The 25,436-nt window shown below is 44.8% G+C and carries 23 protein-coding genes; 2 read left to right on the forward strand and 21 right to left on the reverse strand.

Annotated features, from left to right (window positions below):
* Window positions 1-126 precede the first annotated feature (126 nt).
* The 8 genes from guaA to DWW60_RS07180 all read right to left on the reverse strand — a co-directional run bounded on the left by guaA (window position 127) and on the right by DWW60_RS07180 (window position 9,897).
* Window positions 127-1,668 (reverse strand): glutamine-hydrolyzing GMP synthase, encoded by a 1,542-nt coding sequence (gene guaA, locus DWW60_RS07145; protein WP_055147204.1) that lies wholly within the window; start codon window positions 1,666-1,668, stop codon window positions 127-129.
* Between the two features lie 260 nt (window positions 1,669-1,928).
* Window positions 1,929-3,161 (reverse strand): S41 family peptidase, encoded by a 1,233-nt coding sequence (locus tag DWW60_RS07150; protein ID WP_055147201.1) that lies wholly within the window; start codon window positions 3,159-3,161, stop codon window positions 1,929-1,931.
* Between the two features lie 64 nt (window positions 3,162-3,225).
* Complete coding sequence (locus DWW60_RS07155; RefSeq protein ID WP_022216897.1) at window positions 3,226-4,461, reverse strand: murein hydrolase activator EnvC family protein; 1,236 nt, start codon at window positions 4,459-4,461, stop codon at window positions 3,226-3,228.
* Between the two features lie 183 nt (window positions 4,462-4,644).
* On the reverse strand, window positions 4,645-5,553 hold the full coding sequence (gene ftsX, locus DWW60_RS07160; RefSeq protein ID WP_015533994.1) for a permease-like cell division protein FtsX: 909 nt from the start codon (window positions 5,551-5,553) through the stop codon (window positions 4,645-4,647).
* Window positions 5,543-6,229: a cell division ATP-binding protein FtsE gene (gene ftsE / locus DWW60_RS07165; protein WP_022216898.1), complete on the reverse strand. Its 687-nt coding sequence runs from the start codon at window positions 6,227-6,229 to the stop codon at window positions 5,543-5,545. The genes ftsX and ftsE overlap by 11 nt, the downstream gene beginning before the upstream one ends.
* A gap of 236 nt (window positions 6,230-6,465) precedes the next feature.
* The gene (locus DWW60_RS07170; protein WP_055224350.1) at window positions 6,466-7,554 is read right to left on the reverse strand and encodes a PucR family transcriptional regulator; all 1,089 of its coding nucleotides are present in this window, start codon (window positions 7,552-7,554) and stop codon (window positions 6,466-6,468) included.
* 196 nt (window positions 7,555-7,750) lie between these two features.
* Complete coding sequence (locus DWW60_RS07175; protein ID WP_004851294.1) at window positions 7,751-8,863, reverse strand: ABC transporter ATP-binding protein; 1,113 nt, start codon at window positions 8,861-8,863, stop codon at window positions 7,751-7,753.
* A gap of 443 nt (window positions 8,864-9,306) precedes the next feature.
* The gene (locus tag DWW60_RS07180) at window positions 9,307-9,897 is read right to left on the reverse strand and encodes a LytR C-terminal domain-containing protein (RefSeq protein WP_015533996.1); all 591 of its coding nucleotides are present in this window, start codon (window positions 9,895-9,897) and stop codon (window positions 9,307-9,309) included.
* Between the two features lie 148 nt (window positions 9,898-10,045).
* Here DWW60_RS07180 and DWW60_RS07185 point away from each other — a divergent pair, with 148 nt between their 5' ends.
* Window positions 10,046-10,774, forward strand: coding sequence for an SDR family NAD(P)-dependent oxidoreductase (locus tag DWW60_RS07185; protein WP_055147186.1), 729 nt, complete (start codon window positions 10,046-10,048; stop codon window positions 10,772-10,774).
* A 114-nt stretch (window positions 10,775-10,888) separates the two neighbouring features.
* Window positions 10,889-11,137 carry a hypothetical protein gene (locus DWW60_RS07190; protein WP_015533997.1) on the forward strand — a complete coding sequence of 83 codons (249 nt, stop codon included), beginning with the start codon at window positions 10,889-10,891 and terminating at the stop codon, window positions 11,135-11,137.
* Window positions 11,138-11,250: 113 nt separating this feature from the next.
* On the opposite strand, the gene DWW60_RS07195 is transcribed toward DWW60_RS07190, so the two are convergent.
* The 13 genes from DWW60_RS07195 to ptsP all read right to left on the reverse strand — a co-directional run bounded on the left by DWW60_RS07195 (window position 11,251) and on the right by ptsP (window position 25,426).
* Entirely contained in the window at window positions 11,251-12,327 is a 1,077-nt protein-coding gene (locus DWW60_RS07195; protein ID WP_055273844.1) for a putative manganese transporter, read from the reverse strand.
* A gap of 23 nt (window positions 12,328-12,350) precedes the next feature.
* Entirely contained in the window at window positions 12,351-12,881 is a 531-nt protein-coding gene (locus DWW60_RS07200; RefSeq protein WP_022216900.1) for a histidine phosphatase family protein, read from the reverse strand.
* Window positions 12,882-13,025: 144 nt separating this feature from the next.
* Complete coding sequence (locus DWW60_RS07205) at window positions 13,026-14,876, reverse strand: carbohydrate-binding domain-containing protein (RefSeq protein WP_117874798.1); 1,851 nt, start codon at window positions 14,874-14,876, stop codon at window positions 13,026-13,028.
* Between the two features lie 42 nt (window positions 14,877-14,918).
* On the reverse strand, window positions 14,919-15,599 hold the full coding sequence (locus DWW60_RS07210; protein ID WP_117874800.1) for a DUF4956 domain-containing protein: 681 nt from the start codon (window positions 15,597-15,599) through the stop codon (window positions 14,919-14,921).
* A gap of 93 nt (window positions 15,600-15,692) precedes the next feature.
* Window positions 15,693-16,379, reverse strand: a complete 687-nt coding sequence (locus DWW60_RS07215) for a polyphosphate polymerase domain-containing protein (RefSeq protein ID WP_117874802.1) — start codon at window positions 16,377-16,379, stop codon at window positions 15,693-15,695.
* A 420-nt stretch (window positions 16,380-16,799) separates the two neighbouring features.
* Window positions 16,800-18,161, reverse strand: a complete 1,362-nt coding sequence (gene gdhA, locus DWW60_RS07220; protein WP_004851315.1) for an NADP-specific glutamate dehydrogenase — start codon at window positions 18,159-18,161, stop codon at window positions 16,800-16,802.
* A gap of 248 nt (window positions 18,162-18,409) precedes the next feature.
* Window positions 18,410-18,904 (reverse strand): Lrp/AsnC family transcriptional regulator, encoded by a 495-nt coding sequence (locus DWW60_RS07225; RefSeq protein ID WP_015534003.1) that lies wholly within the window; start codon window positions 18,902-18,904, stop codon window positions 18,410-18,412.
* Between the two features lie 247 nt (window positions 18,905-19,151).
* The gene (locus DWW60_RS07230) at window positions 19,152-19,967 is read right to left on the reverse strand and encodes a Cof-type HAD-IIB family hydrolase (RefSeq protein WP_055147172.1); all 816 of its coding nucleotides are present in this window, start codon (window positions 19,965-19,967) and stop codon (window positions 19,152-19,154) included.
* Window positions 19,968-20,142: 175 nt separating this feature from the next.
* Window positions 20,143-20,502, reverse strand: coding sequence for a hypothetical protein (locus DWW60_RS07235; RefSeq protein ID WP_004851321.1), 360 nt, complete (start codon window positions 20,500-20,502; stop codon window positions 20,143-20,145).
* 83 nt (window positions 20,503-20,585) lie between these two features.
* Window positions 20,586-21,986: an NADPH-dependent glutamate synthase gene (gltA, locus tag DWW60_RS07240; RefSeq protein WP_022216905.1), complete on the reverse strand. Its 1,401-nt coding sequence runs from the start codon at window positions 21,984-21,986 to the stop codon at window positions 20,586-20,588.
* On the reverse strand, window positions 21,986-22,873 hold the full coding sequence (locus DWW60_RS07245) for a sulfide/dihydroorotate dehydrogenase-like FAD/NAD-binding protein (protein WP_117551339.1): 888 nt from the start codon (window positions 22,871-22,873) through the stop codon (window positions 21,986-21,988). The genes gltA and DWW60_RS07245 overlap by 1 nt, the downstream gene beginning before the upstream one ends.
* A 234-nt stretch (window positions 22,874-23,107) precedes the next feature.
* Window positions 23,108-23,413, reverse strand: a complete 306-nt coding sequence (locus DWW60_RS07250) for a hypothetical protein (protein WP_022216907.1) — start codon at window positions 23,411-23,413, stop codon at window positions 23,108-23,110.
* Window positions 23,414-23,722: 309 nt separating this feature from the next.
* Window positions 23,723-25,426, reverse strand: coding sequence for a phosphoenolpyruvate--protein phosphotransferase (ptsP, locus tag DWW60_RS07255; RefSeq protein ID WP_117874804.1), 1,704 nt, complete (start codon window positions 25,424-25,426; stop codon window positions 23,723-23,725).
* Window positions 25,427-25,436: the final 10 nt, after the last annotated feature.

Raw genomic sequence — 25,436 nt, forward strand, 5'->3', positions numbered from 1 at the left:
TTTTAAAAACTCATACTGTCTAATCTATAGGGTACATTTTACTATGACTGTTATCAATTTGTTATCAAAAGACTAATCGAAATCGCTGAAACCCGCATAAACACTGGCTTTTTTAAGCAACTCGATTTATTCAAACTCAATCGTTCCAGGCGGCTTACTAGTCAGATCATACATTACTCTATTAACACCCTTGACCTCATTAATAATCCTGTTCATAACCTTCTGAAGGACCTCAAATGGTATCTCTGAACAATCAGCTGTCATGAAGTCTGTTGTATTTACAGCACGGAGTGCTACGGCGTAATCGTACGTTCTGAAATCTCCCATACAGCCAACTGAACGCATGTTGGTCAGGGCTGCGAAGTACTGACCGAGGCTTCTGTCGAGGCCTGCCTTTGCGATCTCCTCGCGGTAGATGGCGTCGGCATCCTGAACGATCTTGACCTTCTCGGCTGTGACCTCTCCGATGATTCTTATTCCAAGGCCTGGGCCTGGGAATGGCTGACGGAATACCAGGTACTCTGGGATTCCAAGCTCAAGGCCGGCCTTGCGGACCTCGTCCTTGAAGAGAAGACGGAGTGGCTCCACGATCTCCTTGAAATCTACATAGTCAGGAAGTCCGCCTACGTTGTGGTGGGACTTGATGACCGCTGACTTGTCAAGGCCCGACTCGATGACATCAGGATATATGGTTCCCTGTACGAGGAAGTCAACGGCACCGATCTTCTTGGCCTCCTCCTCGAATACACGGATGAATTCCTCGCCTATTATCTTTCTCTTTGCCTCAGGCTCGGTTACTCCGGCAAGCTTGCTGTAGAATCTGTCCTGCGCATTTACTCTGATGAAGTTCAGGTCGTAAGGTCCATCTGGTCCGAATACCGCCTCAACTTCGTCGCCCTCGTTCTTACGAAGAAGGCCGTGGTCTACGAACACACATGTGAGCTGCTTGCCTATCGCCTTGGACAGGAGAACCGCAGCTACTGATGAGTCAACACCGCCTGACAGGGCGCACAGCACCTTGCCATCGCCTATCTTGGCACGGAGACTCTCTATTGTATCTTTTACAAATGAATCCATCTTCCAGTCGCCTGCACACTGGCATACATCCATGACAAATGCTCTGAGCATCTTCATACCTTCCTCGGTGTGCATAACCTCTGGGTGGAACTGAGTCGCATACAGCTTCTTCTCAGCATTCTCCATGGCTGCCACTGGGCATACAGGAGTGTAAGCTGTCTTCTTGAAGCCCTCTGGTACCTCTGCAATATAATCTGTGTGACTCATCCAGCAGATGGTCTTGTCATTCACATCTGCAAACAGCTTGGATGTCTTGTCAACCTCAACCTCTGTTCTTCCATACTCGCTGACAGGGGCCGTGCTGACCTTGCCGCCCAGCAGATGAGCCATGAGCTGTGAACCGTAACATATTCCGAGAATAGGAATACCCAGTTCGAATATCTCCTTGCTGCAGCTAGGTGAATCGTCTTTGTATACGCTGTTTGGTCCGCCGGTAAAGATGATTCCCTTAGGGTTCATCTCCTTGATCTTCTCCAGCGGCAATGTGTACGGATGTACTTCGGCATATACATTACACTCTCTTACGCGTCTGGCGATCAGCTGGTTGTACTGTCCGCCAAAGTCCAATACGATAATCAGTTCCTTATCCATGTATATCTCCTTTGTTGCCTTTTATTACTTATAACAGATTCCTGAACATTTCCTAGTATAACACAATATGCAGCACTTTTGTGCTGCATATTATCTAAAAATTATGTTGTTTTAATTATTTATGCATTTTACATATACGATAGAATTCGAACGGATACTTCACTGACAAATTTATATAACGCAGTAACGTCATCTGCCCTGCCCACTCAATATTGAAATCTATTATATAACTATATTTATACCAATCTCTATCTTAATCCCTACTTCAGCTTCTCCTTCAGAACCTCAATACCCTTCTGGTACTGGCTGTCATTCTTGCCCTGGAAATCCTCATAGGTATAATCATCTGGAAGATCCACTTCAATATCAGGCGCAACACCCTTCTTGTGGATATCGTTGTCATCGTGTGTGAAATACTTCTGTGTCGTGAGCTTGATCGCTGTGCCATCACCAAGTGGTATAACACTCTGCACGATTCCCTTACCGTAGGTATTCTTTCCTACAACAGTTGCAGCCCCGAATTCCTTGAGTGCCGATGTAAGTATCTCTGACGCACTGGCACTGTACTCATTTGTCAGGACTACCATAGGCATATCGAGGTATTCATCATCTGTCGATTTATACTCGTCCACAACCTTGCCGGTCTTGTCCTTGATGGACACTATGGTTCCCTCTGGGAGCAGATAGTCGCAAATGTTTACGACCGTGGTAAGCATTCCACCCGGATCACTTCTGACATCGATCATCAGTGCCTGCATGCCCTCATTCTTGAGCTCCTCAACTGCCTTCTGGAAAAGCTCGTCTGTGTTGTCTATGAACTGCGTGATCCTCACATATCCGATCTTGTCGTCTATCATAAATGATGATACCGTGCTGTACTCAACGATCTCCCTGGTGATGGTAACATCATGGTAAGCCTTATCACGCTCCCTGTATATCTTCAGCGTAACATCAGTTCCAGCATCGCCTCTTATGAGTGATACGAGGTAGTCAAGATCATCGTCTGTAGTGATCTCGTGATCATCTATCTGTACAATAATGTCATCAGGCTGTATATCCACCTTCTCAGCCGGTGCACCCTCAAGGATATTTACCGCACGGACATATCCCGTATCCTCATCCTTGCTGACCGTAACTCCGATTCCGGCATACTCACCTGAATCATCCTCCTGCAGCTTGGCATACTCTTCCTTGGTGTAATACTGTGCATACGGATCGTCAAGGGATTCCATTATACCCTTGTATATGCCCTCCCTGATCGTATCATCGTCAATATCATTGTAATAATAATTGTCTATGATACTCTCGATCTTCGCTGTCTTGTCAAGTACGTCCGCATCCAACAGATTGCCATCATAGGTTATCTTAGTGGAACTGCCGGTTTTGCCGCTGAGTGTGCCACTGAACACACCTGATGTACCGCAGCCCGTCAGACCGATCACCGTACTTGCCAGCACCGCTGTCACTACTGTCTTCTTCAACATTTTCCTCATATCATTATCTCCTAACCTTGTATTGCCATCAAATACCTGAATCTCTCCATATCCCCTGCCCGGTCTACTGTCCAAGGAAGTCATGCGGATTGACATACGTTCCGTCTATCGACACTCCAAAATGGCAATGCGGACCTGTCGACACACCCGTACTTCCTGCCTTTGCTATGACCTGACCTTTCACAACCTTGTCGCCAACATTTACACATAGCTGTGAGTTGTGCATATATACCGTACATATTCCGCCGCCGTGGCTGATCATGACCATGTTGCCACCGCCGCCATTGTAGCAGGACATCACGACTGTGCCGGCCTCCGCCGCAACAATATCTGTTCCATAATCACAGCCTATATCAAGTCCCTGATGATATGTACTTGCTCCCGCTGTAGGAGCATCTCGGTAACCAAATTCATCCGTGATAACACCTCCGGTCGATACCGGCCACATGAATTTGCCCTTATATTTGGAGGTGTCGTATACCTTTCCATCTTTCGTATACGCACCCGTACCATTTGCATTTGCCTTGCCCATCTCCTGTCTGGATATCTCCGCGATACGTCTCTCGGCTTCCTCACGGGCCACAGTGAACTTGTTCATCAACGACTTCTGGGCTTCTATATCACCATCATATCTAGTGATCTCTTCCTGCTTCTGATCTATAAGGGTCTGCAGTTCAGCCTCGTTACCCTCCAGATCCGTCTTGACCGACTCCACCTGTCTGAGGTCAGATTCAAGCTGCGCCTCATAATTGGCTATATCTGTCTTGGTCTTGATCAGCTTTGCAAGCTGCCTCTGATCGTATTCCGATATCTGGTCTATATACTCTGATTTGTTCAGGAGATCGCTGAATGATATGGATTTGAGCAGGGCATCGACATATTCCGTCTCCCCCTCCTCATACAGATACTGTATTCTCTGCTTCATCGCCTCATACTGCTCATCCTCTGCCTTCTGAGCTTCATCCAGACTTTTCTGAGTTGTGTCTATCTCCGTCTGGAGCTCGTCTGTCTGCTCCTGCAGGCTCGTTATCTGAGTCTGGACGGATGTCATCTTGGCATCCAGATCCGCAACGTCCTGAACGATCTTGTTCTGCTGTTCCTCCAGAGAATCCAGAACGTCCTTGGCATTCTTCTCGTTTTCACTGGCATCATCCTTCTGACGCTCAGCCTCTTCCTTCGTCATGGCATATGCCATATTTCCCCCGGTCTGAGACGCAGCCATGCCCCCCATGACTACACATCCCGCAACAAGCAATGCCATCCTTCTGATATTCCCTTTTACATTGACTTTCTTTTTCATAATCTACTACTCCTTGTTATCCCCATCTAACAATTAACTAGTATATCTTATGTCGTCGTGCGTGAGCGCGATGACCTGCGCACGCATCAGCGTGCTTCATTATATTATATCGCCTGCCGGCTCAATGAGGGCATTCGCATTATGACGTCTTGCGCAAGCGCATCCGTCGCAATGCTCATTATATCATACTCTCAAATGCTTCCTCGTGGTAAGGATACTTCCTACCAGTCCAACACCGATACCAAGCACAAGTCCAACCGGTATCATGGTCTTGAACAGGTCATGCTGGCTCACAAATGCAAACAGCGTTGTGACAACCTTAAACCTTCCGGCAACATATGTCAGTATCTTATCATACATGTAGTACAGAAGAACCAGAGGTATAGCCGAACCGACCGCACCTATGATCACACCCTCTATGATGAACGGCGCCCGTACAAATACATTTGTCGCACCGATCAGCTTCATGATCCCTATCTCTTCCTTTCGCACCGTGATACCTATGGTGATAGTGTTGCTTATAAGGAAGATAGATACCAGCATCAGTATCACAACTATTCCTATGGATGCATATCCGACAAGGGATGACAGTGTCGTGATGCTGTCCGCAGTCACGTCAGAGCTCTTGACCTTTCTGACTCCTGAAAGCCCCTGGGCAAATGCCACGAACTCCGGCTGTCTGGCCACATCCTTGAGCGTAACCTCATATGAGGCCGAATTCTTAAGTGGATTGTCCTCGCCAAATGCATTCTTTGCCGCCTGTGGATCATCGTAGTTCTGTTCAACAAATTTATTCCATGCGTCATCCGCCGACACGTAATCCATCGTGTTTACATAATCCAGAGTTCTTATCTGTGATCCGATAAGCTGTATCGTGTCGTCCGACACATCCTCGTCAAAGAACACTGATATTGTAACTGTATTCTCAAGCTCCTGCATACCGGACTGAAAGTTTACAACCACCGCATATATGATTCCAAAGAGGAACAGACATGATATGATGGTTCCAAGTGATGCAAGTGAGAACAGAATATTTCTTCTTATATTTGCAAAGCCCTGTCTGAGGATATAGAAAAATGTACTAATCTTCATCTATATATCCTCCTTCCTTCTCGTCGCTGATAATTACACCCTTCTTCAGGGTGATAACTCTCTTCTTCATCTCATTGACGATATCCTTGTTGTGGGTTACCACGACAACTGTGGTTCCTCTCTTGTTGATATCCTCAAGGAGGTTCATGATATCCAATGAGTTCTTAGGATCGAGATTTCCTGTAGGCTCATCCGCCAGTATGATGTCAGGATTGTTGACCAGTGCTCTCGCCATGGCAACTCTCTGCTGCTCACCACCTGAGAGCTCTTTTGGATATGATTTGTACTTGTCTGCAAGTCCAACCAGCGTCAGCATGGCCGGAACACGTCTTCTGATGTATCTCGCCGGAGTCTGGATAACTCTCTGTGCAAATGCAACATTCTCGTATATAGTCCTGTCCTTCAGAAGCCTGAAGTTCTGGAATACGACTCCAATCCTTCTTCTGACCTTCGGTATATCTTTTCTCTTTATCTTGCCATAGTCGTATCCGGCAACAGTGATATTTCCCTCCGTAGGATCGAGCTCCTTGAGCAGAAGCCTAAACAGAGTGGTCTTGCCTGATCCACTGCTTCCAACTATAAATACGAACTCGCCTTTTTCTATATTGATGTTCACATTCTTGAGCGCCTGATTGCCCCCAGGGTATGTCATACTCACGTTCTCTAACTCTATCATCTCATGTCTCCTATATTGCCTCTTTACGGCATAAACTGTACATTATCTTACATTTGTCCATAGTCGGATGATTCTGATTCATTTCATCCTCGCTTCATTATACTACATATTGATTGTTTTGTTGTGTATAGTTTGTGAATTAAAATTAATACACGATGCGGCAGTCTTCATATATCCATATGTAAGGCTGCCGCTTCTATGCAATCTATATTCCAGATAACTGTCCACCGGACATTTTAATAATCCAGTGACTCCATGTACTTCATGTACTTTACAACCATAAGAGCGATCTTGAATGTGATGGCATCCTCGAATACTCTCAGATCAAGGCCTGTGCTCTTCTGCAACTTATCAAGTCTGTATACCAGAGTATTTCTGTGGATGTACAACTGTCTTGATGTCTCTGATACGTTCAGGCTGTTCTCAAAGAACTTGTTGATAGTTGACAAAGTCTCCTCGTCAAACTCATCAGGGCTCTTGCCGTCAAATATCTCTCTGATGAACATCTTGCACAGAGGAAGTGGAAGCTGGTAAATAAGTCGTCCTATTCCAAGATTGCTGTATGCTATGATATCTGTGTTCTCATAGAATATCTTTCCAACATCCAGAGCCATCTTAGCCTCTTTGTATGAACGTGAAACTTCCTTTATCTCATTGACAATTGTTCCGAATGATACATGTACAGATGACATCGCCTCGGTATTGAGCATGTCAACGATGACCTTGGCAATCTTGTTCATGTCGTCATATGTCTCGTTGGACTTGACTTCCTTGACAAGAATGATGTTCTTCTCGTCCACAGCAGTGATGAAATCCTTTGTCTTGGCTGAGAAGATATTACGTACTGTCTCAAGTGCATTGGTATCCTTCTCATTCTTTGTCTCTATGATAAATACGATTCTTCTCACATCAGTATCTATGTGGAGCTTCTTTGCTCTGTTGTAGATATCAACCAGAAGGAGATTGTCTAAAAGAAGGTTCTTGATAAAGTTGTCCTTGTCAAATCTCTCCTTGTATGCGACCAGAAGGTTCTGGATCTGAAATGCTGCAATCTTGCCGACCATATATGTATCATCGGTCTCGCCCTTTGCCATGAGAATATGCTCTAACTGGTTATCGTCAAACACCTTGAAGAACTGATAACCTCTTACAACCTGGCTCTCTGCCGGTGAATCAACAAATGCACGAACTGAATCCTCGCAGTCATCTATATCCTTAAGTGTTGACGCAAGCACTTTTCCCTCTGTGTCCAACACGCACAGGTCAGTTCTTGTTATACCTTTTAATCCGTCTATTGTATCCTGAAGAATCTGGTTTGATATCATTCTTTTCACTCCTTATACTCATTATACGTTTTATCCCGTAATCCATTACTCTTATTTTAAAGCAAAAATGCAGAAAAAAAAAGAGAAAATGCAGATTTTTTATATGTATTTTCTGCATTTTCTCAATTTTCCAAGAATTAAACTACTGTTTCCAGTTATCTGGAGTGTAATTGTAAGTTCTATGTGTTATCTAAGACTAGTTAACAAGGATCTCCTCTGTCTCCTTATCGAAGATATGAATCTTGCTTAAGTCAAATGCGAACTGAACTGTGTCGCCAGGTCTAGCTGTTGTACGAGCATTTACTCTTGCTGTGATATCGAACTGGTCGATTGTGAAGTATAAGTAAACCTCGGCACCAAGCATCTCGTAGATGTTGATTCTTGCATCGATTACGCTCTCTGGTGATGACTCGATGAAGAGCTGCTCATCATGAATATCCTCTGGACGGATACCAAGAACAACTTCCTTATCGATAGCATCAAGTGCGATAAGTCTCTCAGCCTTGCTGTCTGGAACCTTGATTGAATGTGAACCGAACATAAGGAGAACGTCAGCACCTGACTTAACAACCTTACAATCGATGAAGTTCATAGGTGGCATACCCATGAATCCGGCAACGAACAGGTTACATGGCTTGTCGTAGAGGTTCTGAGGTGTATCTACCTGCTGGATGATACCATCCTTCATAACTACGATTCTTGTACCAAGTGTCATAGCCTCTGTCTGGTCATGTGTTACGTAGATGATAGTTGTCTGGAGTCTCTGATGAAGCTTTGAGATCTCAACACGCATCTGTACACGAAGCTTAGCGTCAAGGTTTGAAAGAGGCTCGTCCATAAGGAATACCTTTGGCTCACGGACAATTGCACGTCCCATAGCAACTCGCTGTCTCTGTCCACCTGATAAAGCCTTTGGCTTTCTGTCAAGAAGATGCTCGATATCAAGAATCTTAGCTGCCTCATGTACAGCCTTGTCGATCTTCTCCTTTGGAACCTTTCTTAACTTAAGTCCAAATGCCATGTTATCATATACTGACATATGTGGGTACAGAGCGTAGTTCTGGAATACCATCGCAATATCTCTGTCCTTTGGCTCTACATCGTTTACGAGCTTGTCGCCGATCCATAACTCACCTGAGCTGATATCCTCAAGTCCTGCTATCATTCTAAGAGTTGTTGACTTTCCACATCCTGATGGTCCAACAAAGATGATGAACTCCTTGTCTTCGATCTCAAGGTTGAAGTCCTTAACTGCGTTGAATCCGTTAGGATATACCTTGTAAATGTTCTTAAGTGATAAACTTGCCATTTGAAATTACCTCCGTAGTGTATATAATCTTGTTTTTGTTCACCCTAAAAACTATTGTTATTCTACATCATTGGCATTTTTCATTCTATGTGATTATTGCTCAAAAAAATTTTTAAACTTTTGTCTAAATTGTATACGTGCACAAATTTTGCAACATTTTGACGATTTTCGAACCGTTTTCCCTTGGTTTAAACTTCCTTTTTTGTGAAACCTTCACCATACCCATTTATGTCAATAGGGTTTTTCGTCACGTTTTCGGTATATTTTATTACTTTTGCCTATTGTTTTTACTCATATATATACTTGACAAACCAGAAAAATGTAGAACAGCCGGCAAAATCTGTAACATTTTGTACTACAGTAAAAAAACTCTGCTGATATCGGCGTTTTCTATTCCGATATCAGCAGAGTTTTCTATATATTTTCTACATATTCTTCTATATCTAGTTGTTGGCTGCGTTGTCCACACCTATTACTACGACAATGTCTGCACCTGAAATGTCAACATCTGAAGCAACAGATGAGTCAATATCTGATCTGTCAGCCGTTGCCGCTCCACCCAGAAGGCTTACAAGTCCGCTCACATCATATGAATCTGATGTGTAGATAACTGTTGTTGACTGATCTCCGTTGTCATATGTTCCTATATCTACTGATGTGTATCCATCCGCTGTGAGTGTTGTCTGCCATGTAGCTGCCACACCTGACACGCCTGATGCGTTGAGCACTACTACTTTTGCATCCTTGCCATTTCCTGCATTTGCATCCTCTGTTGAAGCGTCCTGTGAGCTGTCATCCGCTGATGTGTCTGAGCTGTCTGCAGCATCGCCTGAACCTCCAAATGTAGGATCTGACGGATCTGACTCCTCAGTCACGATGCTTGTCTTATTGCCCGTGTCCGATGCGTCTGATTTCTTGCTCTTGCTGACGGTTCGTGCAAGCAGTACGAGCATGACAACTATAGCCACTGCAAGTATGATAACCGCTGCTCTGAGCATTGTATCTAAGAATAATTTCATTACTTTCTTACCCATTATATAGCCTCCATCTCAATATAAATGTATATTCTCATTTGTTAACAAAAACAACTAGAGTATACCAAAGTGCTTTTTTATTTTCAACATTTAATTCGCATGATATACTAGAATTAAATTTTTGTTCACAAATAGCGGAGGTACAGATTTGAAAACAGCGATAATAATTGGCGCCTCGACAGGCATCGGAAGGGCGACAGCACTGGCGCTTTCAGGCAAATATAACAGCATATCTATCACTTCATTCAAACACAAAGAAGAGCTTCTCTCTCTGAGAGACGAACTTATGGCAAAAGGCTGCATCTGTTACTGTGAGACCGGAGACGCCGGGGATATGGAATTTATGGAGAAGTTTATACAAAATACCATAGATCATCTCGGCAGCGACATCGATCTCCTCATCAACAATGCCGGCATATCTTATGTGGGGCTTATAAACGATATGACCGCACAGGATTTTGACAGAACCATGAAGTCAAATGTGTACTCGGTTTTCAATAGCTGCCGACTCGTGGTTCCTCACATGATCCAGCACCACAAAGGACACATAATCAATATCTCATCCGTGTGGGGAAATGTCGGTGCGTCGTGTGAGGTCGCATATTCAGCCTCCAAGGGTGCTGTAAATTCCTTCTCAAAGGCTCTTGGAAAAGAGCTTGCTCCAAGCGGTATAACTGTCAACGCCATAGCATTTGGCGCAATTGACACCTCCATGAACGGTCATCTGTCACCGGAGGAACGCCAGATGCTAGAGGATGAAATACCTGCAGGAAGAATGGCCATACCTTCTGAAGCGGCAGATTTCATTGTGCACATTGCCGAGTGTGGAGAATACCTGAATGGTCAGGTGATCACATTTGATGGCGCATGGCAATAGGTGCTTTTCATCAAATTTTACAACAGTATAGGCAATTTCGTCCAAATTTCTATTGCTTAATTGTATATATTGCATTAGAATATTTTATATATGTTATAGAATCGGGGTTATAAAATGGGATTTGGATTTGGGAAAAAGAAGAAAAATATTTCATCGGACACAACTCCCGCCGCCGCAGATATCAAGACTACTCTTGACGAGGACGGCAATGTGGAGATTGTTTCCAAAAACTTCAAGATGAAGCCGACACAAAAGCTGGCGGAGCAACCATCCAGTGAAGGGGACACTTGGATCTGCTGGGGATGCGGACAGCCTACGGATCAGGATATCTGTCCTGTCTGCGGTAAGAAACGCACAAAGTAACAACACACACAAGGGGCTGTGAAAAAACTCGATTGAGTTTTTTCGCAGCCCTTTTTTACTTTATTGCAATGCGGTCACTGCGCATCGCTTACATTTATTTTCTCTACACTCTGCTAAAATGTGATTCCAAGAGCATTTATTATGAGTCCCCACGCAAGTCCTGCAGCATACAGCACCACTGCTATCCTTATATTCTCCACAGGTCTATGCCTGTTCATCCTAAAGAGCACCACAAGGCCTACTCCTGCACTCACCAGAAGTCCTGACATCATAGCACCCGCGCTGAGTATTCCCTGAAGATACAGCTCGGTTATTATGACTGATGCCGCACAGTTAGGAATAAGACCCACCAACGCTGCTGCCGCCTCTCCAAGCACAGGCACATCATTGAATATGCGGGCTATGGATTCCTCTCCTACAGCCTCTATGATCACATTTATCACAAGTGAGAATATAAATATAAATATCGCAATCTTTGCAGTGTGCACCAGAGCAGATCTGAATATTCCACCCTCGCAGTCGCAGTGTTCCTGTTCGCACACCTCATGGATATTCTTCTCTCCCAAATGTCCGTGGTCGTGACTGTGCTCATGGACATAGTCATGCACATGTCCCTTTCCTTTCTTCTCAGCAGCATCCTTATACACTATATTCTGTGTGTGTATGGAGCTTTCTGCCGCTTTTGCAGTGTCACTGTGCACATGTCCGCCATGGTGTTCGTGTTCATCATGTCCGCCATGTCTGTGGACTGGATCTATCTTCTTTACCTGGACCGGCTTTCTCAGTCTGTCCAGCACAAATCCTACTATATAGCCTGTTATTACGGCTATGACCGCCTTTGTCGCAAGGATCTTCACTATTGTCCCCGCGCTTATCGCGTCATTTGACAGCATGATCGGCAGCATCTCGTCCGAGGTTGACATGAACACGGCTATGAGCACGCCCGCCCCTATCACGCCTCCGCTGTACAGGTTGGATGCCATAAGTGAAAATCCGCACTGTGGCACTATTCCCAGCACTCCGCCAATCAATGGCCCAAGCTTCTCTGCCTTTCCAAGCACATGTGCCTGTCGGCCTGCAGTTTTTCTCTCAAGCCACTCCATGACCACATAGGTGATGAGCAGAAACGGGATGAGCTTCACCGTATCAAACAGTGCATCCTTAAATGAATCTATAAGCAATTCCTTCATATTATAAAACACTCCTTCTCAGATCAGCACTCGTAGATATTGTACCCACAATTGTCCTGACTGAATCCAAAATACTCCTCGTTGGTCATATCCATGAAATAGCTGCATATCACCCTGCATATTCCGTTATGGCAGACAAACAGTACCGACGAATCCGGATAGGTCTCGCGGGTTTCAATTATCAGATCGTACGTTCTCCTGGCGATATCCATCATGGATTCTCCACCAGGATATCTGTATGCGAACATTCTTTTATTGTTCAGGAAATCCCTGTCGTCCCTCTGGACACCCTCATACACACCGTAATCCTGTTCTATAAGCCTTTCATCCGTAAGTACCGGCAAATGCTTTCTCTCCGCCACCGCTCGTGCTGTCTCCTGTGCCCTGGAGAGCGGCGATGCTATTATCACGTCAATAGAGCAGCTATCCAATCTCTCTGCAAGGAGCTGTGCCTGCTGAAGTCCTTTATCTGTAAGAGGGGAATCTGTCCTGCCACAGACCTTATTAAGTCTGTTCCATTCCGTCTCTCCGTGTCTTGCAACATATAACTTCATATGTTTTCTCCTTCCAGTCATATTGAATATCTGCTCTTTCTCCCAACTGTGTATTAACTACAAAAATCTCATGTCTTTATAATATTAAGCATTTTTGCAAATTAATCAACTGTTTTCGGCTATTAAAGCGTCTGTAATTATCTTCTATATGCTCATGCTGTCTGAGCTCGAACTATTGTCTTTGTTCTGTGAACTGCCATTTGCGCTGTCATTCTGCCCATTATCTGAATCACCATCCGGTCTCTGCATATTTCCATCATCTGAATTGCCACCTGGTCTCTGCATATTTCCATCATCTGAGTTGCCGCCCGGTCTCTGCATTCCGCCATTATCTAAATTGCCGCCCGGTCTCTGCATTCCGCCTGAGCCCTCGCTGTATGTAATATCATCCAGTGTAAATGTACTGTTCTGGTCACCGACAGTCAAAGTGTAGTTATCACCCTGTTTCATGTCTGATGTGCTGATAACAACCGAGTTAAATTTCTTATCCACCTTATAGCTGAGCACCTCCTTGCCATCTGAATCAGTAAGTGTGATCGTTTCGCCGGCGTCAACCCACTCATCAAAGTTAACAAGAGCCGAGCACTGTGTGGACTCATCTCCAAATCCCTGAGCCATACCGGAACCACCCACAGCTACGATCTCGCCGCCTGTTATCGCAGCACAGATTCCGTAGTCCATCGCACCATTGCCATTATCCGAAGGGCCGAGTACATATACGCTGCCTCCTGTGATTCCAATGTAGCCGTTGGAATCTATTCCATCACCATTGGCATTTATATTTATCGTTCCTCCTGTTATAAGAATATATGCATCACTATCGGCATCCATGTCCACTCCGCCCATGCCTAGGCCGCCTCCAAAACCATCATGGTTGTCTCCCGAGCCTGAGCTGCCTCCAGCTGCATTGAAGCCGTCATCACTGGATATCACATCTATATTACCGCCAGTCACAAGGATCTTATCCCCCTCTACCCCCTCACAACTCTTAGATACATCTATATCTCCACCGGTTATTATCAGAAGTCCCTCCGCATGGATCGCATCATCCCCAACCGATATGTTGATGTCTCCGCCTTCTATATATACATATCCATCCTGCTGGTCGTCATTTCCCGCATGTATACCATCCTCATCACAGCTCAGGTTAAATGTTCCGTCCGCAATTCTCACGCTATCCTTAGCGTTCAGGCAGTGATCCTGACTGTCTATGGTATAGGTGCCACCTGTAACCACCAGGTCATCCTTGGACACGATTCCATGTCCCGTAGTGTCTTTGACCGTCAGACTTCCGGTGCCGCTCAGTGTAAGGTCGCATTTGGCAAATATCACGGCATCCACATTGTTGTCATCCGTCTGAACGTAGTCTCCGGACACCGTAAGACTGTTCTCTGCCCCTTCCGCCAACGTCACAAATACCTTGTCAGCGTTCTTCGCATACATTGCCGCATAATCCGCAGCCGTGATCGATACTCCGTCAAGTACAAGTTGAACCTTATCGTCATCGCCCGCATCCACCACGATGGTGCCGTCTGTGAGTGTCCCTGACAGAACGTATACACCTGCCGCTTTGATCGTCACCACTTCATCCTCGATCTGAACATTTGAACTATTACATGCGGCTGTCTTTCCCGATAATGTTATCTTTACAGCCTCGCTCTCATCATAGGTTCCCGCCAGATCCCGCTTCGTGAACATATCTGTTATATCTATAGCCGCATCACTCATGGCTTCATCTATAGCCGCCTGCATTTCCTCCGCAGTCATCTCTGTCTTTACACTGGTATTCTCTGCATCCGCACTGCCATTTGGGCTTTCTTTATCAGCGTCCGTCTCTGTGCTCACATCACTTGTCACCTCAGTATCTGAAGTCGAGCTTGTGCTCTGGCTGGTTGAACATCCGGCAAGCATTGCCATGCACATGGCCGCTGTCAACCCTATAGCCAGACATTTGCGGATTCCCGCTATATGTCTCATATATTTATTCTTCCTCATACGATCATCTCCTTACTAAGTATCTGCCTTATCAACTGACTTCTACAATGTCATGTCCCCCGAATCCACCTGCGCCAGCATGATCTCAAGGTTGCCATTTCTCACTCTGAGCTTATCTATCATATCCTTCTGATTTGTGTGCTTCTTAAGCTTCACCACATATGTAAGCTTGAACAGGCTTCCCATGTTGGTCGTCTTCACATTTATCAGTCTGTAACTGTCTGTACAGTCGGCAAGTATCTCATCAAATGCCTCTGTATAGTCGAGATTTTCAGGCACGGTGATCTTCAGGGCTCTCTCTTCATCCCTTCCGCCGCCAAATCCAGTAAGGCTGCAAATGAACATCGCTCCGCCTAGTATGGTGGCAAATAATACTGCATATCCTATAAATCCCATTCCGGTCACAAGTCCAGCTCCCATCGCAAGGAATATGGCGCATATCTCCTTTGCCGAACCTGGAACCGATCTGAACCTTACAAGGCTGAATGCACCTGCCACAGCAACACCCGCGCCAACATTGCCATTTACCATCATGATCACCACGCACACAACCGCAGGTATAAGTGCCAATGTCACCAGAAAACTCTGGGTGTATTTACTTCTGAATGCGTAAACCAACGCAAGGAATACTCCTATTATAAGGGATACCGCTATGCAGGTCAGAAACTCCTGCACTGATATCGTTGTCGCCGTTCCAAATATACTGTCAAATAATCCTGTCATCTTCTATCTCCTCCTGTCTATGTTTGCCACTTTATCATTTACATAATTCGTCTTTTTTAGTTTCTGGCTTTAAATGTATATGATCCACTTATGTCAGCCTACCATCTGTTTATACGCCTCTCCATACTTTGAAAATGACGTCTTGTATGCTCCATACTTTGTCAGCAGATGTGACAGCCACAGCGGGAACCCACCTGCCATCTTGATCTCCATCAACACCTTATATTCTGGTACGACCTTGTGCCCATATGGTTCTTTCTGAAGTGTCAGATCATCATTCTGCCACAGTATATTGTAATCAAACGTGATCCTGAACTCCGGATCATCTATCCCTTTGTAGGAATCTCTCTCATACGAGAGAACCACCGCAGGCTCCAGATCTTTGTATACCTGCATGAAATAATCGATCTCTCTGCCGATCTGACAATCCTTGTGCAGCGGCTGGCCGCCCACCAGATAATCCATAGCCTCCTGTTCAGGCACCTCCAGCCTTCTTTTGTACACAACAGATTTGTATTTCTTCTTGAGCTCAATAAAAACCTCTGAATCGTCATCCGGGACTCCATAGCTTCTGAGCCTGAGCTTTTCTTTGTAAACCGGCTTTTCTATGGAGTCTCTGATGAGCCTGTGGGAAGGAGTGTCGAAATATATGTTAATGATCTGGCTATGTGCAAACCTGTCCGGTTGCATATACCTTATCATTTCGCTCATTATCTGCTCGTACTGTTCTCTATCTAACATGTACTTAAGTTCATATCTTTTAAACGTGTTGTCTGCCATAAGCATCATCCTTTCTTTACCTTATTCCCTCTTGATGATGCTATAATAGCCTGTAAAACTTAAACGAACTTTAAATATAAAAAATTGTCTTCGGTGACTCCTGTTGGTGTGTATTCTCTACGTTGTATATCCAATCGGTAGTGTCGGCGACCGAACTTTGACGCTTCTGTGCCGCCGCAGAGAGCTAGGCGCCCTTATCGTGCTTGGCGCGGCGTGCACGATGGAAACAAAGTCAAAGTGAGGGTAGACAAACGTGATTGGATATACAACATAGAGATTACACCAACAGGAGTCACCGAAGACAACCGCAACGCAAAAACGCCCATCTGTGGATCACTCCACAGATGGACGTCTATAGTCTTATATTATAATCTTATGTCTAGTTGATTTGAAGATAAGGCTCCCGCCAAATGCTTAGGATTAGCAAACGCCCTGAGCAAGCATAGCGTCAACAACCTTCTCGAAGCCGGCGATGTTAGCACCTGCAACATAGTCTGCGTTTCCGCCAACTGTCATGTTGTATCTCTTTGCTGCATCTGAGATGTTAGCGTAGATTGTCTCCATGATTCCCTTGAGCTTGCCATCAACTTCCTCGAATGTCCATGAAAGTCTCTCGCTGTTCTGGCTCATCTCAAGAGCTGATGTAGCAACACCACCTGCATTTGCAGCCTTACCACCAACGAAGAGAACACCATTCTCCTGAAGGTACTTAGTAGCCTCAAGAGTTGTAGGCATGTTAGCGCCCTCTGTTACTGAGATAACGCCGTTTGCAACAAGCATCTTAGCATCGTCAAGGTTAAGCTCGTTCTGTGTAGCACATGGAAGAGCAAGGTCACACTTGATTGACCATACGCCGTGATCATTTGCATCCTTCTTTACATGGTACTCAGCTGATGGTCTAGCAGCAGCATAAGCATCAAGACGTGCTCTCTTAACTTCCTTAACTTCCTTAAGAAGTGCAACATCGATTCCTTCTGGATCGTAGATCCAACCTGTAGAATCTGAACATGTAACACACTTAGCACCTAACTGATGTGCCTTCTGGATTGCGTAGATTGCAACATTACCAGCACCTGATACTGCACAAGTCTTGCCTGCGATATCAATGTCATGATCCTTTAACAGTGCGTTTGTAAGGTAAAGCAGTCCGTAACCAGTAGCCTCTGTACGAGCAAGTGATCCACCATATGTAAGTCCCTTACCTGTGAGAACTCCCTCGTATGATCCACGGATTCTCTTGAACTGACCGAACATGAAACCGATCTCTCTAGCACCTGTTCCGATATCTCCAGCTGGAACATCGACATCAGCACCGATATACTTACAAAGCTCTGTCATGAAGCTCTGGCAGAATGCCATGATCTCTCTGTCTGACTTACCCTTAGGGTCGAAGTCTGAACCACCCTTACCACCACCGATTGGAAGTGTTGTAAGTGAGTTCTTGAAAACCTGCTCGAAACCAAGGAACTTAATGATACCAAGGTTTACTGATGGGTGAAGTCTGAGACCTCCCTTGTATGGTCCAATGGCATTGTTGAACTGTACACGGAAACCTCTGTTGACCTGTACCTGTCCGTTGTCATCTACCCATGGTACTCTGAACATGAGCTGTCTATCTGGCTCTGTGATTCTCTCGAGGATAGCATTCTTTCTGTAAAGCTCCTCATTTGCCTCGATACAAGGTCTGAGTGAATCAAGAACCTCTGTTACTGCCTGTAAGAACTCAGGCTGATCTGCATTCTTCTTCTGTACTATCTCGAGTACTTCATCAACATATGACATAGTAAAAATCCTCCTAAACTGATTATATATCGTGACCTGTTAATTATTTTCTGACCACGCTCCCTATTATAGTATAGGAAATTAAGATTGTAAAGAAAAAACTTGTGAAATCTAAGTATTTTTTTGTTTTTGCTTAATTTTCCCCTGTTTTTATCAATTAAGCTTATTATTTATAAACATTCTTCTTGTTTTGGGGTATTTCCCGCTGAGTTAAACGTCTAAAGTCTTTTCGACACAGTTTTCACTTTTTACTTCTTCTCCTCATCGTGGTGAAGATCATTCTTCCAGTATCTGCATCTGTGCTTTACATTTGTGGAGAATACGATCTGAGTCTTTGTCTTGCCAAATCTCTGAAGTTCACCAACAAAATGATCGAGATCTGCTGTTGTCTTGAAACGTACCTCAATGAGCATTGAGTAATCTCCTGTCACACAGTTGCACTCCACAACATTTAACACGCTGTCTATATATGGATAGAACTCAGCCTTCTGCTCAGGTGAAACCTCCAGATTGATAAATGCCTTGATATAATGACCCATAGCCTCCGGGTTGAGCTTGGTCGTAAATCCCTCAAGCACGCCCTCGGCAAGCATCCTGTCTATTCTTGTTCCAACTGCTGTAGGTGACATGGACACCTCAGCGCCTATATCCTTGAGTGATACACGTGCATTGTCCTGAAGCATGGCAAGTATCTTCTCATCCACCTCATCCAGTCTGTAGTATATCAGTTCTTTCTTTTCCATAAGATGTCTTCTCCTTCTCACTTTCTAAGGCAATTACAATATTATCCTACATAACCGCAATTGTCCTTTTCCCTATTCAAGCACCTTATCTCGTGGTGCAACTTGTGTTTCACAATCATATTAGCATATTTACTTAAGATTATAAATGTGTAGTGTCATTATATACCCTGCTCTGCGCAAATTACAACCTGATTTTTATGTATATTTACCGTTATACCCAACCTGGATTTTTACCCATAAGTTTTCGTCATTTTACGATATAATTATCCTCAAGCCAGTGCGCCACCCCATCCTCATCATTTGATGATATAACCGATGTGGCATACCTTTTTAGCTGTTCATCAGCATTTTGCACTGCGTAGCTTTCGTCAGCAAGTTCAAACATATCTATATCATTCCTGCCATCTCCAAAGGCAACCACCCTGTCGCATTCCAGAAGTTCCTGCAACTGTTTTATTGCATTTGCCTTAGATGCTGCAAACGGCATGATCTCCAGCCATTGTTCATCTGTATAAATGTCTTTCTGATATACACAGTGAAATTTATCCTTATACTTATCGTACAACGGTTTTAATTTTTCCGGACTGTCAATGCAGGTTATGTAGAAAATATCTCCCACTTTCAAGTTCTCTGCTGACTTTACGATATTTGTCCTGACATCCCCCTGCCTGCTGAGCAGGAATTTCTTCATACCATCTGTGCACAGCTCCGGAACATACGAAAATTTCTCCTTGCCATCTATCCGCGCATACACTATCGGAAATATCTGATTACCGAACAGATCGTCAAGCACTGATCCTACCGATTCATCAAAGTAATTTGCAGCAAGGACTTCACCGGTAACATTGTCTACGATAAACGCCCCATTGTATACGATCAGTGGAATTTCTGCCCGCAGTCCGCTTGTCACCTTCTTAGCTGTGATAAGGGAGCGCGCCGTGGCATAAGAGAATATCATTCCTCTATCTGTCAGATTATTGATTACACTGTTTGTATACTCGGATGTGGTCTCATCGCTGCGAAGAAGCGTACCGTCCAGATCTGATACATATAAAGTTTTCATGTTGTCACCCACCTATCACAATTTTTCTGCAATACATACTATATTTCTACAACTCACACATTTTCATACAACGTGCATTATTTCTTATAATGCTTTCGTTTTCCCACAATTCACTCGATTTCCTACTACCCACTAGATTTTCAATTTTCTACTACATACTAGTTTCCATAACACTCTATCTTCTGTACAGGATTTCCACATCGCCGTCCACGAATCCAGCGGCAACAGCCTCGTACTTCTTAAGTTTCTCAGCATATTTTCCTTCTGTGAGATACTTTCTGATCATCTCACAGGAAATATCAAGTATCTTCTCCCAGCCTACACCCTGCTGCCATTCGTACAGATCTTCCCCTGTCGTGAACTCCTCGTAACAATTCCAGTCCTCGTCCTCCTCGTCAAAATAAGTTGAACTTATCAACTGGATCGACCAATGCAAGTCCACCTCTTCATATATATTGAAGTTGATCGCCACCCCCGGCAGCGGCATATTCTCATCTAAAATTCTGTCTAACCATTTTGCAAATTCATCATACATAACTAATCCCCCGTATATAAAACAAAGCTGATGTGAAGTATTCTCTATACACATCAGCCTCGTTTTATGACTCTATATAATTATTACTTGTTGTTCTTGATGTACTCATCAATTCCCTTTGCACCAGCTCTACCAGCTTCCATTGCAAGGATAACTGTTGCAGCACCTGTTACGGCATCGCCACCGGCATATACGCCTTCCTTGGTTGTCTGTCCGTTTGCCTCTTCTGCAACGATACACTTCCACTTGTTTGTCTCAAGTCCCTCTGTTGTAGATGAGATAAGTGGGTTTGGTGAAGTTCCAAGTGACATGATTACTGTGTCAACGTCCATTGTGAACTCTGAATCTGGAATCACAACAGGTCTTCTTCTGCCTGATGCGTCTGGCTCACCGAGCTCCATCTTCACACACTTCATACCGCATACCCAGCCGTTCTCATCCTCAAGGATCTCTGTTGGGTTTGTGAGGAGATCAAATATGATTCCCTCTTCCTTAGCATGATGAACCTCCTCAACTCTGGCTGGGAGCTCCTCCTCTGAACGTCTGTATACGATATGCGTCTCAGCGCCAAGTCTGAGTGCTGTTCTTGCTGCATCCATAGCAACATTTCCACCACCGACAACGGCAACCTTCTTACCTCTCATGATAGGTGTATTTGAATTCTCGTCAAATGCCTTCATGAGGTTGCTTCTTGTGAGGTACTCATTTGCTGAGAATACGCCGTTGGCATTCTCGCCTGGGATACCCATGAACTTAGGAAGTCCTGCACCTGATCCGATGAACACTGCGTCAAATCCCTCATCCTCAAGGAGTGAGTCGATTGTGACTGACTTTCCTACTACTACATTTGTCTCTATCTTAACACCAAGTGACTTGATGTTCTCGATCTCCTTGGCAACTACCTTCTCCTTTGGAAGACGGAACTCTGGAATTCCGTATACGAGAACTCCGCCCGGCTGGTGAAGTGCCTCGAATATAGTTACATCGTAACCCATCTTTGCAAGATCTCCGGCTGCTGTCACACCTGAAGGGCCTGATCCGATGACTGCCACCTTGTGACCATTCATCTCCTTTGCAGGCTCTGGCTTGATTCCGTTCTCACGGGCCCAGTCAGCAACAAATCTCTCAAGCTTACCGATGGATATCGCCTCGCCCTTGATTCCTCTGATACACTTCTGCTCACACTGTGTCTCCTGTGGACATACACGGCCACATACAGCAGGAAGTGCTGATGACTCGCTGATGATCTTGAATGCCTCAGCGAAGTTGCCTTCCTTGACCTGAGCTATAAATCCAGGGATATTGATAGATACAGGACAGCCATTCATACATGGGGCGTTCTTACATCCTATACATCTTGAAGCCTCAGCCATAGCCTCCTCTTCATTATATCCGTAACAAACCTCTTCAAAATTCTTTGCACGTACCTGTGGCTCCTGCTCGCGAACCGGCACTCTCTTCCAAACATCTACTTCTATAGCCATTACTTGTCACCTCCACAGTTTCCACATCCGCCATGATGTGTATCGCCCTCTTTTGCTGCAAGGAATGCTCTGCCCTCTGCAGTCTTGTAGAGCTGCTGACGCTGCATAGCCTCCTCAAAGTTCACCTTGTGACCATCGAACTCTGGTCCGTCTACACACGCAAACTTAACCTCTCCGCCTACTGTTACACGGCAGGCACCACACATTCCTGTTCCGTCTACCATGATAGGGTTAAGGCTGACAACTGTAGGGATCTCAAGCTCCTTTGTGAGCTTACATACGAACTTCATCATGATCATAGGTCCGATGGCAACACATACATCATACTTGTTGCCAGCGTCTACAAGTTTCTGTATCTCATTTGTAACGACACCCTTGCTTCCATATGAACCGTCATCTGTTGTGATATACAGGTTGCCGGCTACCTTCTTCATCTTGTCCTCAAGAATGATGAGTGACTTGTTTCTTCCTCCGATGATGACATCAGCATCGATGCCCTGCTCATGGAGCCACTTTACCTGTGGGTATACAGGTGCTGTTCCAACACCACCTGCAACGAAGAGGATCTTCTTTTTCTTGAGTTCTTCTATATCCTCCTTGCAGAACTCTGATGGACATCCAAGTGGTCCAACGAAATCCGCAAATGAATCTCCAACCTTCTTATTCTTCATCATCTCTGTAGCAGCTCCAACTACCTGGAATACTATAGTGATGGTTCCGTCCTCTCTTGAGTAATCGCAGATAGTGAGAGGGATTCTCTCTCCATCCTCAGAACCTCTGACAATTACAAACTGTCCCGGAAGACATTTATTTGCAACTCGTGGTGCAACCACGTCCATGAGGTATATGGTCTCTGTCAACTGTTCAACCTTAGTAATCTTATACACTCTGTGCTCCGTCCTTTCCGACAGCCAAATTCTGACTGTTATGATCATTTTATTCTGTAAATGGGTGCAAACGCCCCTATTTATACACGTACGTACTTAATTTAGCAAAAAATATCAACAAAATCAAGGTATATGTAAAAATAGCACTGTTCTAAAAATGATCCTCAGGTGCAAAAAATCCCGCCAAAAGAGAAAATTTTCTCTCTGGCAGGGACTATTATATCTTACTTTATATTACTGTCTCTTCCTCTTCGCCTTGGCCTTGAGCGCTTCCTCTTTCCGTCTCTCGTTCTCCTGAATTATAAGCTTCTTCATTCCCTCCAGCTTTTTCTGGTTCAGCCTTATCTGCTCAAGCTCGCTCTCCGCTGCCTGCTGTGCCTCTTTGCTCTGGAAGGTGACAAACTTGTCAAATGCTCCCGGATAGGCAAATGTCTTTTCTACATTATTATAAGAAAATACAATTCTTATATGGCTTCCATCACATTCCATCACACTGCCTTCACCAAACTTCACATGGTTTACTTTTTCATTCTCAAACATTATTACATCCTCCTATCCATATTATTTCCATCTACAATACTGTTAAAACAAACTCACTAAAATTACGATATGATGCACCTGTCTGTTTCGATCTGCAAGGCTGACTCTGTTCACTATGTGTTCTTCCTGCTACTAATTATACTGTAACAAAAAAATCGGCACTTTTTCCAGTTAAAAATGCCGACTTTTTTTATTTTCGTGAAAATAGTCACTACGAGTCATGGTTTTTGTTCATTATTGATTTCTCAAACACATGAACCATACAAAAATGTACTCATATTTTTACCAAGCCATATTGTGCACTTTTATCTATCTTGCATTTGCTTTGAGAAGTTCCGCAACCTCCGTCTCTGTTGCAAGTGAGAGTGCCTTTGCTGCCAACTCATCTGCTTCAGCCTTCGACCACTTGGCTATCGTTCCTCTTGTCGCAAGGACTGAAGTGGCACTGACTGAAAACTCTCCCAGTCCAAATGATATGAGGAGAGGTATGAGCAACGGATCTGCTGCCGCCTCACCGCACATGCCTACCATGATGCCCGCTGCATTTGCCGCCTCGATGATATTCTTCATGGAGCGGAGAACTGCAGGATTGTAGGACGAGTACAGATACGCAACCTTTGCATTGCCTCTGTCGACCGCCATGGTGTACTGTGTCAGGTCATTTGTGCCTATACTGAAGAAGTCTGCCTCCTTTGCGAGCAGGTCTGCTATGAGACTTGCCGCAGGCGTTTCTATCATTGCACCGACCTGGATATCCTTATTGTATGCTATATTCTCTGCATCAAGCTCAGCCATGAGCTCCTTAACAAGAGCCTTCACGCTTCTGATCTCATCAACACATGTGACAAGCGGTACCATGATCTTGATATCGCCAAATGCACTTGCGCGGAGAAGTGCCCTCAGCTGTACTCTGTATGAATCTTTATTCCGCAGACAATATCTCACTGCTCTGAAACCTAAGAACGGATTGTCCTCTTTCTCAAGTCCAAGGTATGGGATATCCTTGTCACCACCCACATCAAGGGTTCTGATGATGACTTCTCTGCCCTCCATGGTCTCGGCAGCCGCCTTGTACGCCTGGAACTGCTCTTCCTCAGATGGGAGCTCCGATGCGCCCATGAACAGGAACTCTGTTCTGAAAAGGCCAACGCCCTCTCCATCACATGCAGCAACCTGCTTTGCATCCTCCGGATTACCGATATTGCCATACAAATGTACCTTTGCGCCATCAGCTGTGACTGTGTCTTTGCCTCTATATACCTCAAGAAGAGCCTTGTCACTTAAGTACTTCTCTCTCTTTGCCTGATATTCATCTACCTCTTCCTGGGACGGATCAAGTATGCAGATTCCATCGCATCCGTCAACTACTGCTGTCATTCCATCTGAAACCATGTCAACTATTCCATCCACGCTGAGTACCGCCGGTATCTCAAGTGCTCTCGCAAGAATAGCTGAGTGGGATGTCTTGCCGCCAACCGCAGTGATGATTCCTGCCACATTCTCCTTGACGATTCCTGCTGTCATGGAAGGGGTGAGATCCTCAGCCACAAGGATAGTTCCAGCTGGAACCTCTGATATGTTCATGTCCGGCGTGCCAGTAAGTATCTTGAGCATTCTCACCTTGATGTCGCCGATATCCGTTGCTCTCTGTCTTGTGAGCTCATCATCCGCCATCTGGAACATTCCGGCAAACATATCGCATGTGCTCTCAAATGCAGCCTCTGCACAGGTTCCGCTCATAATCGCGCCCTTTGTGATCTCATCCATCCCCGGATCTGTGAGGAGCAGTATGTGCCCCTCAAGGATCTCCGCATTGTGCTCTCCGACACTCTCCTTCATGGCCTCTGCCATGGCATGTGTCTTCTCTGTAAATGCTGCAACTGCATCGTCATATCTCTTAATCTCTGCATCTGTATCTGTGATTGTTCTGTTCTCATATTCCGGCTTTGCGTCAGATATGATCACAACCTTTCCAACGCCGTAGCCGGCTGAACCCGCGATTCCTTTATTCATAAGAAAACCT

The sequence above is a fragment of the Coprococcus sp. AF16-22 genome, from assembly GCF_003461545.1.
Lineage (GTDB): Bacteria > Bacillota > Clostridia > Lachnospirales > Lachnospiraceae > Coprococcus > Coprococcus aceti.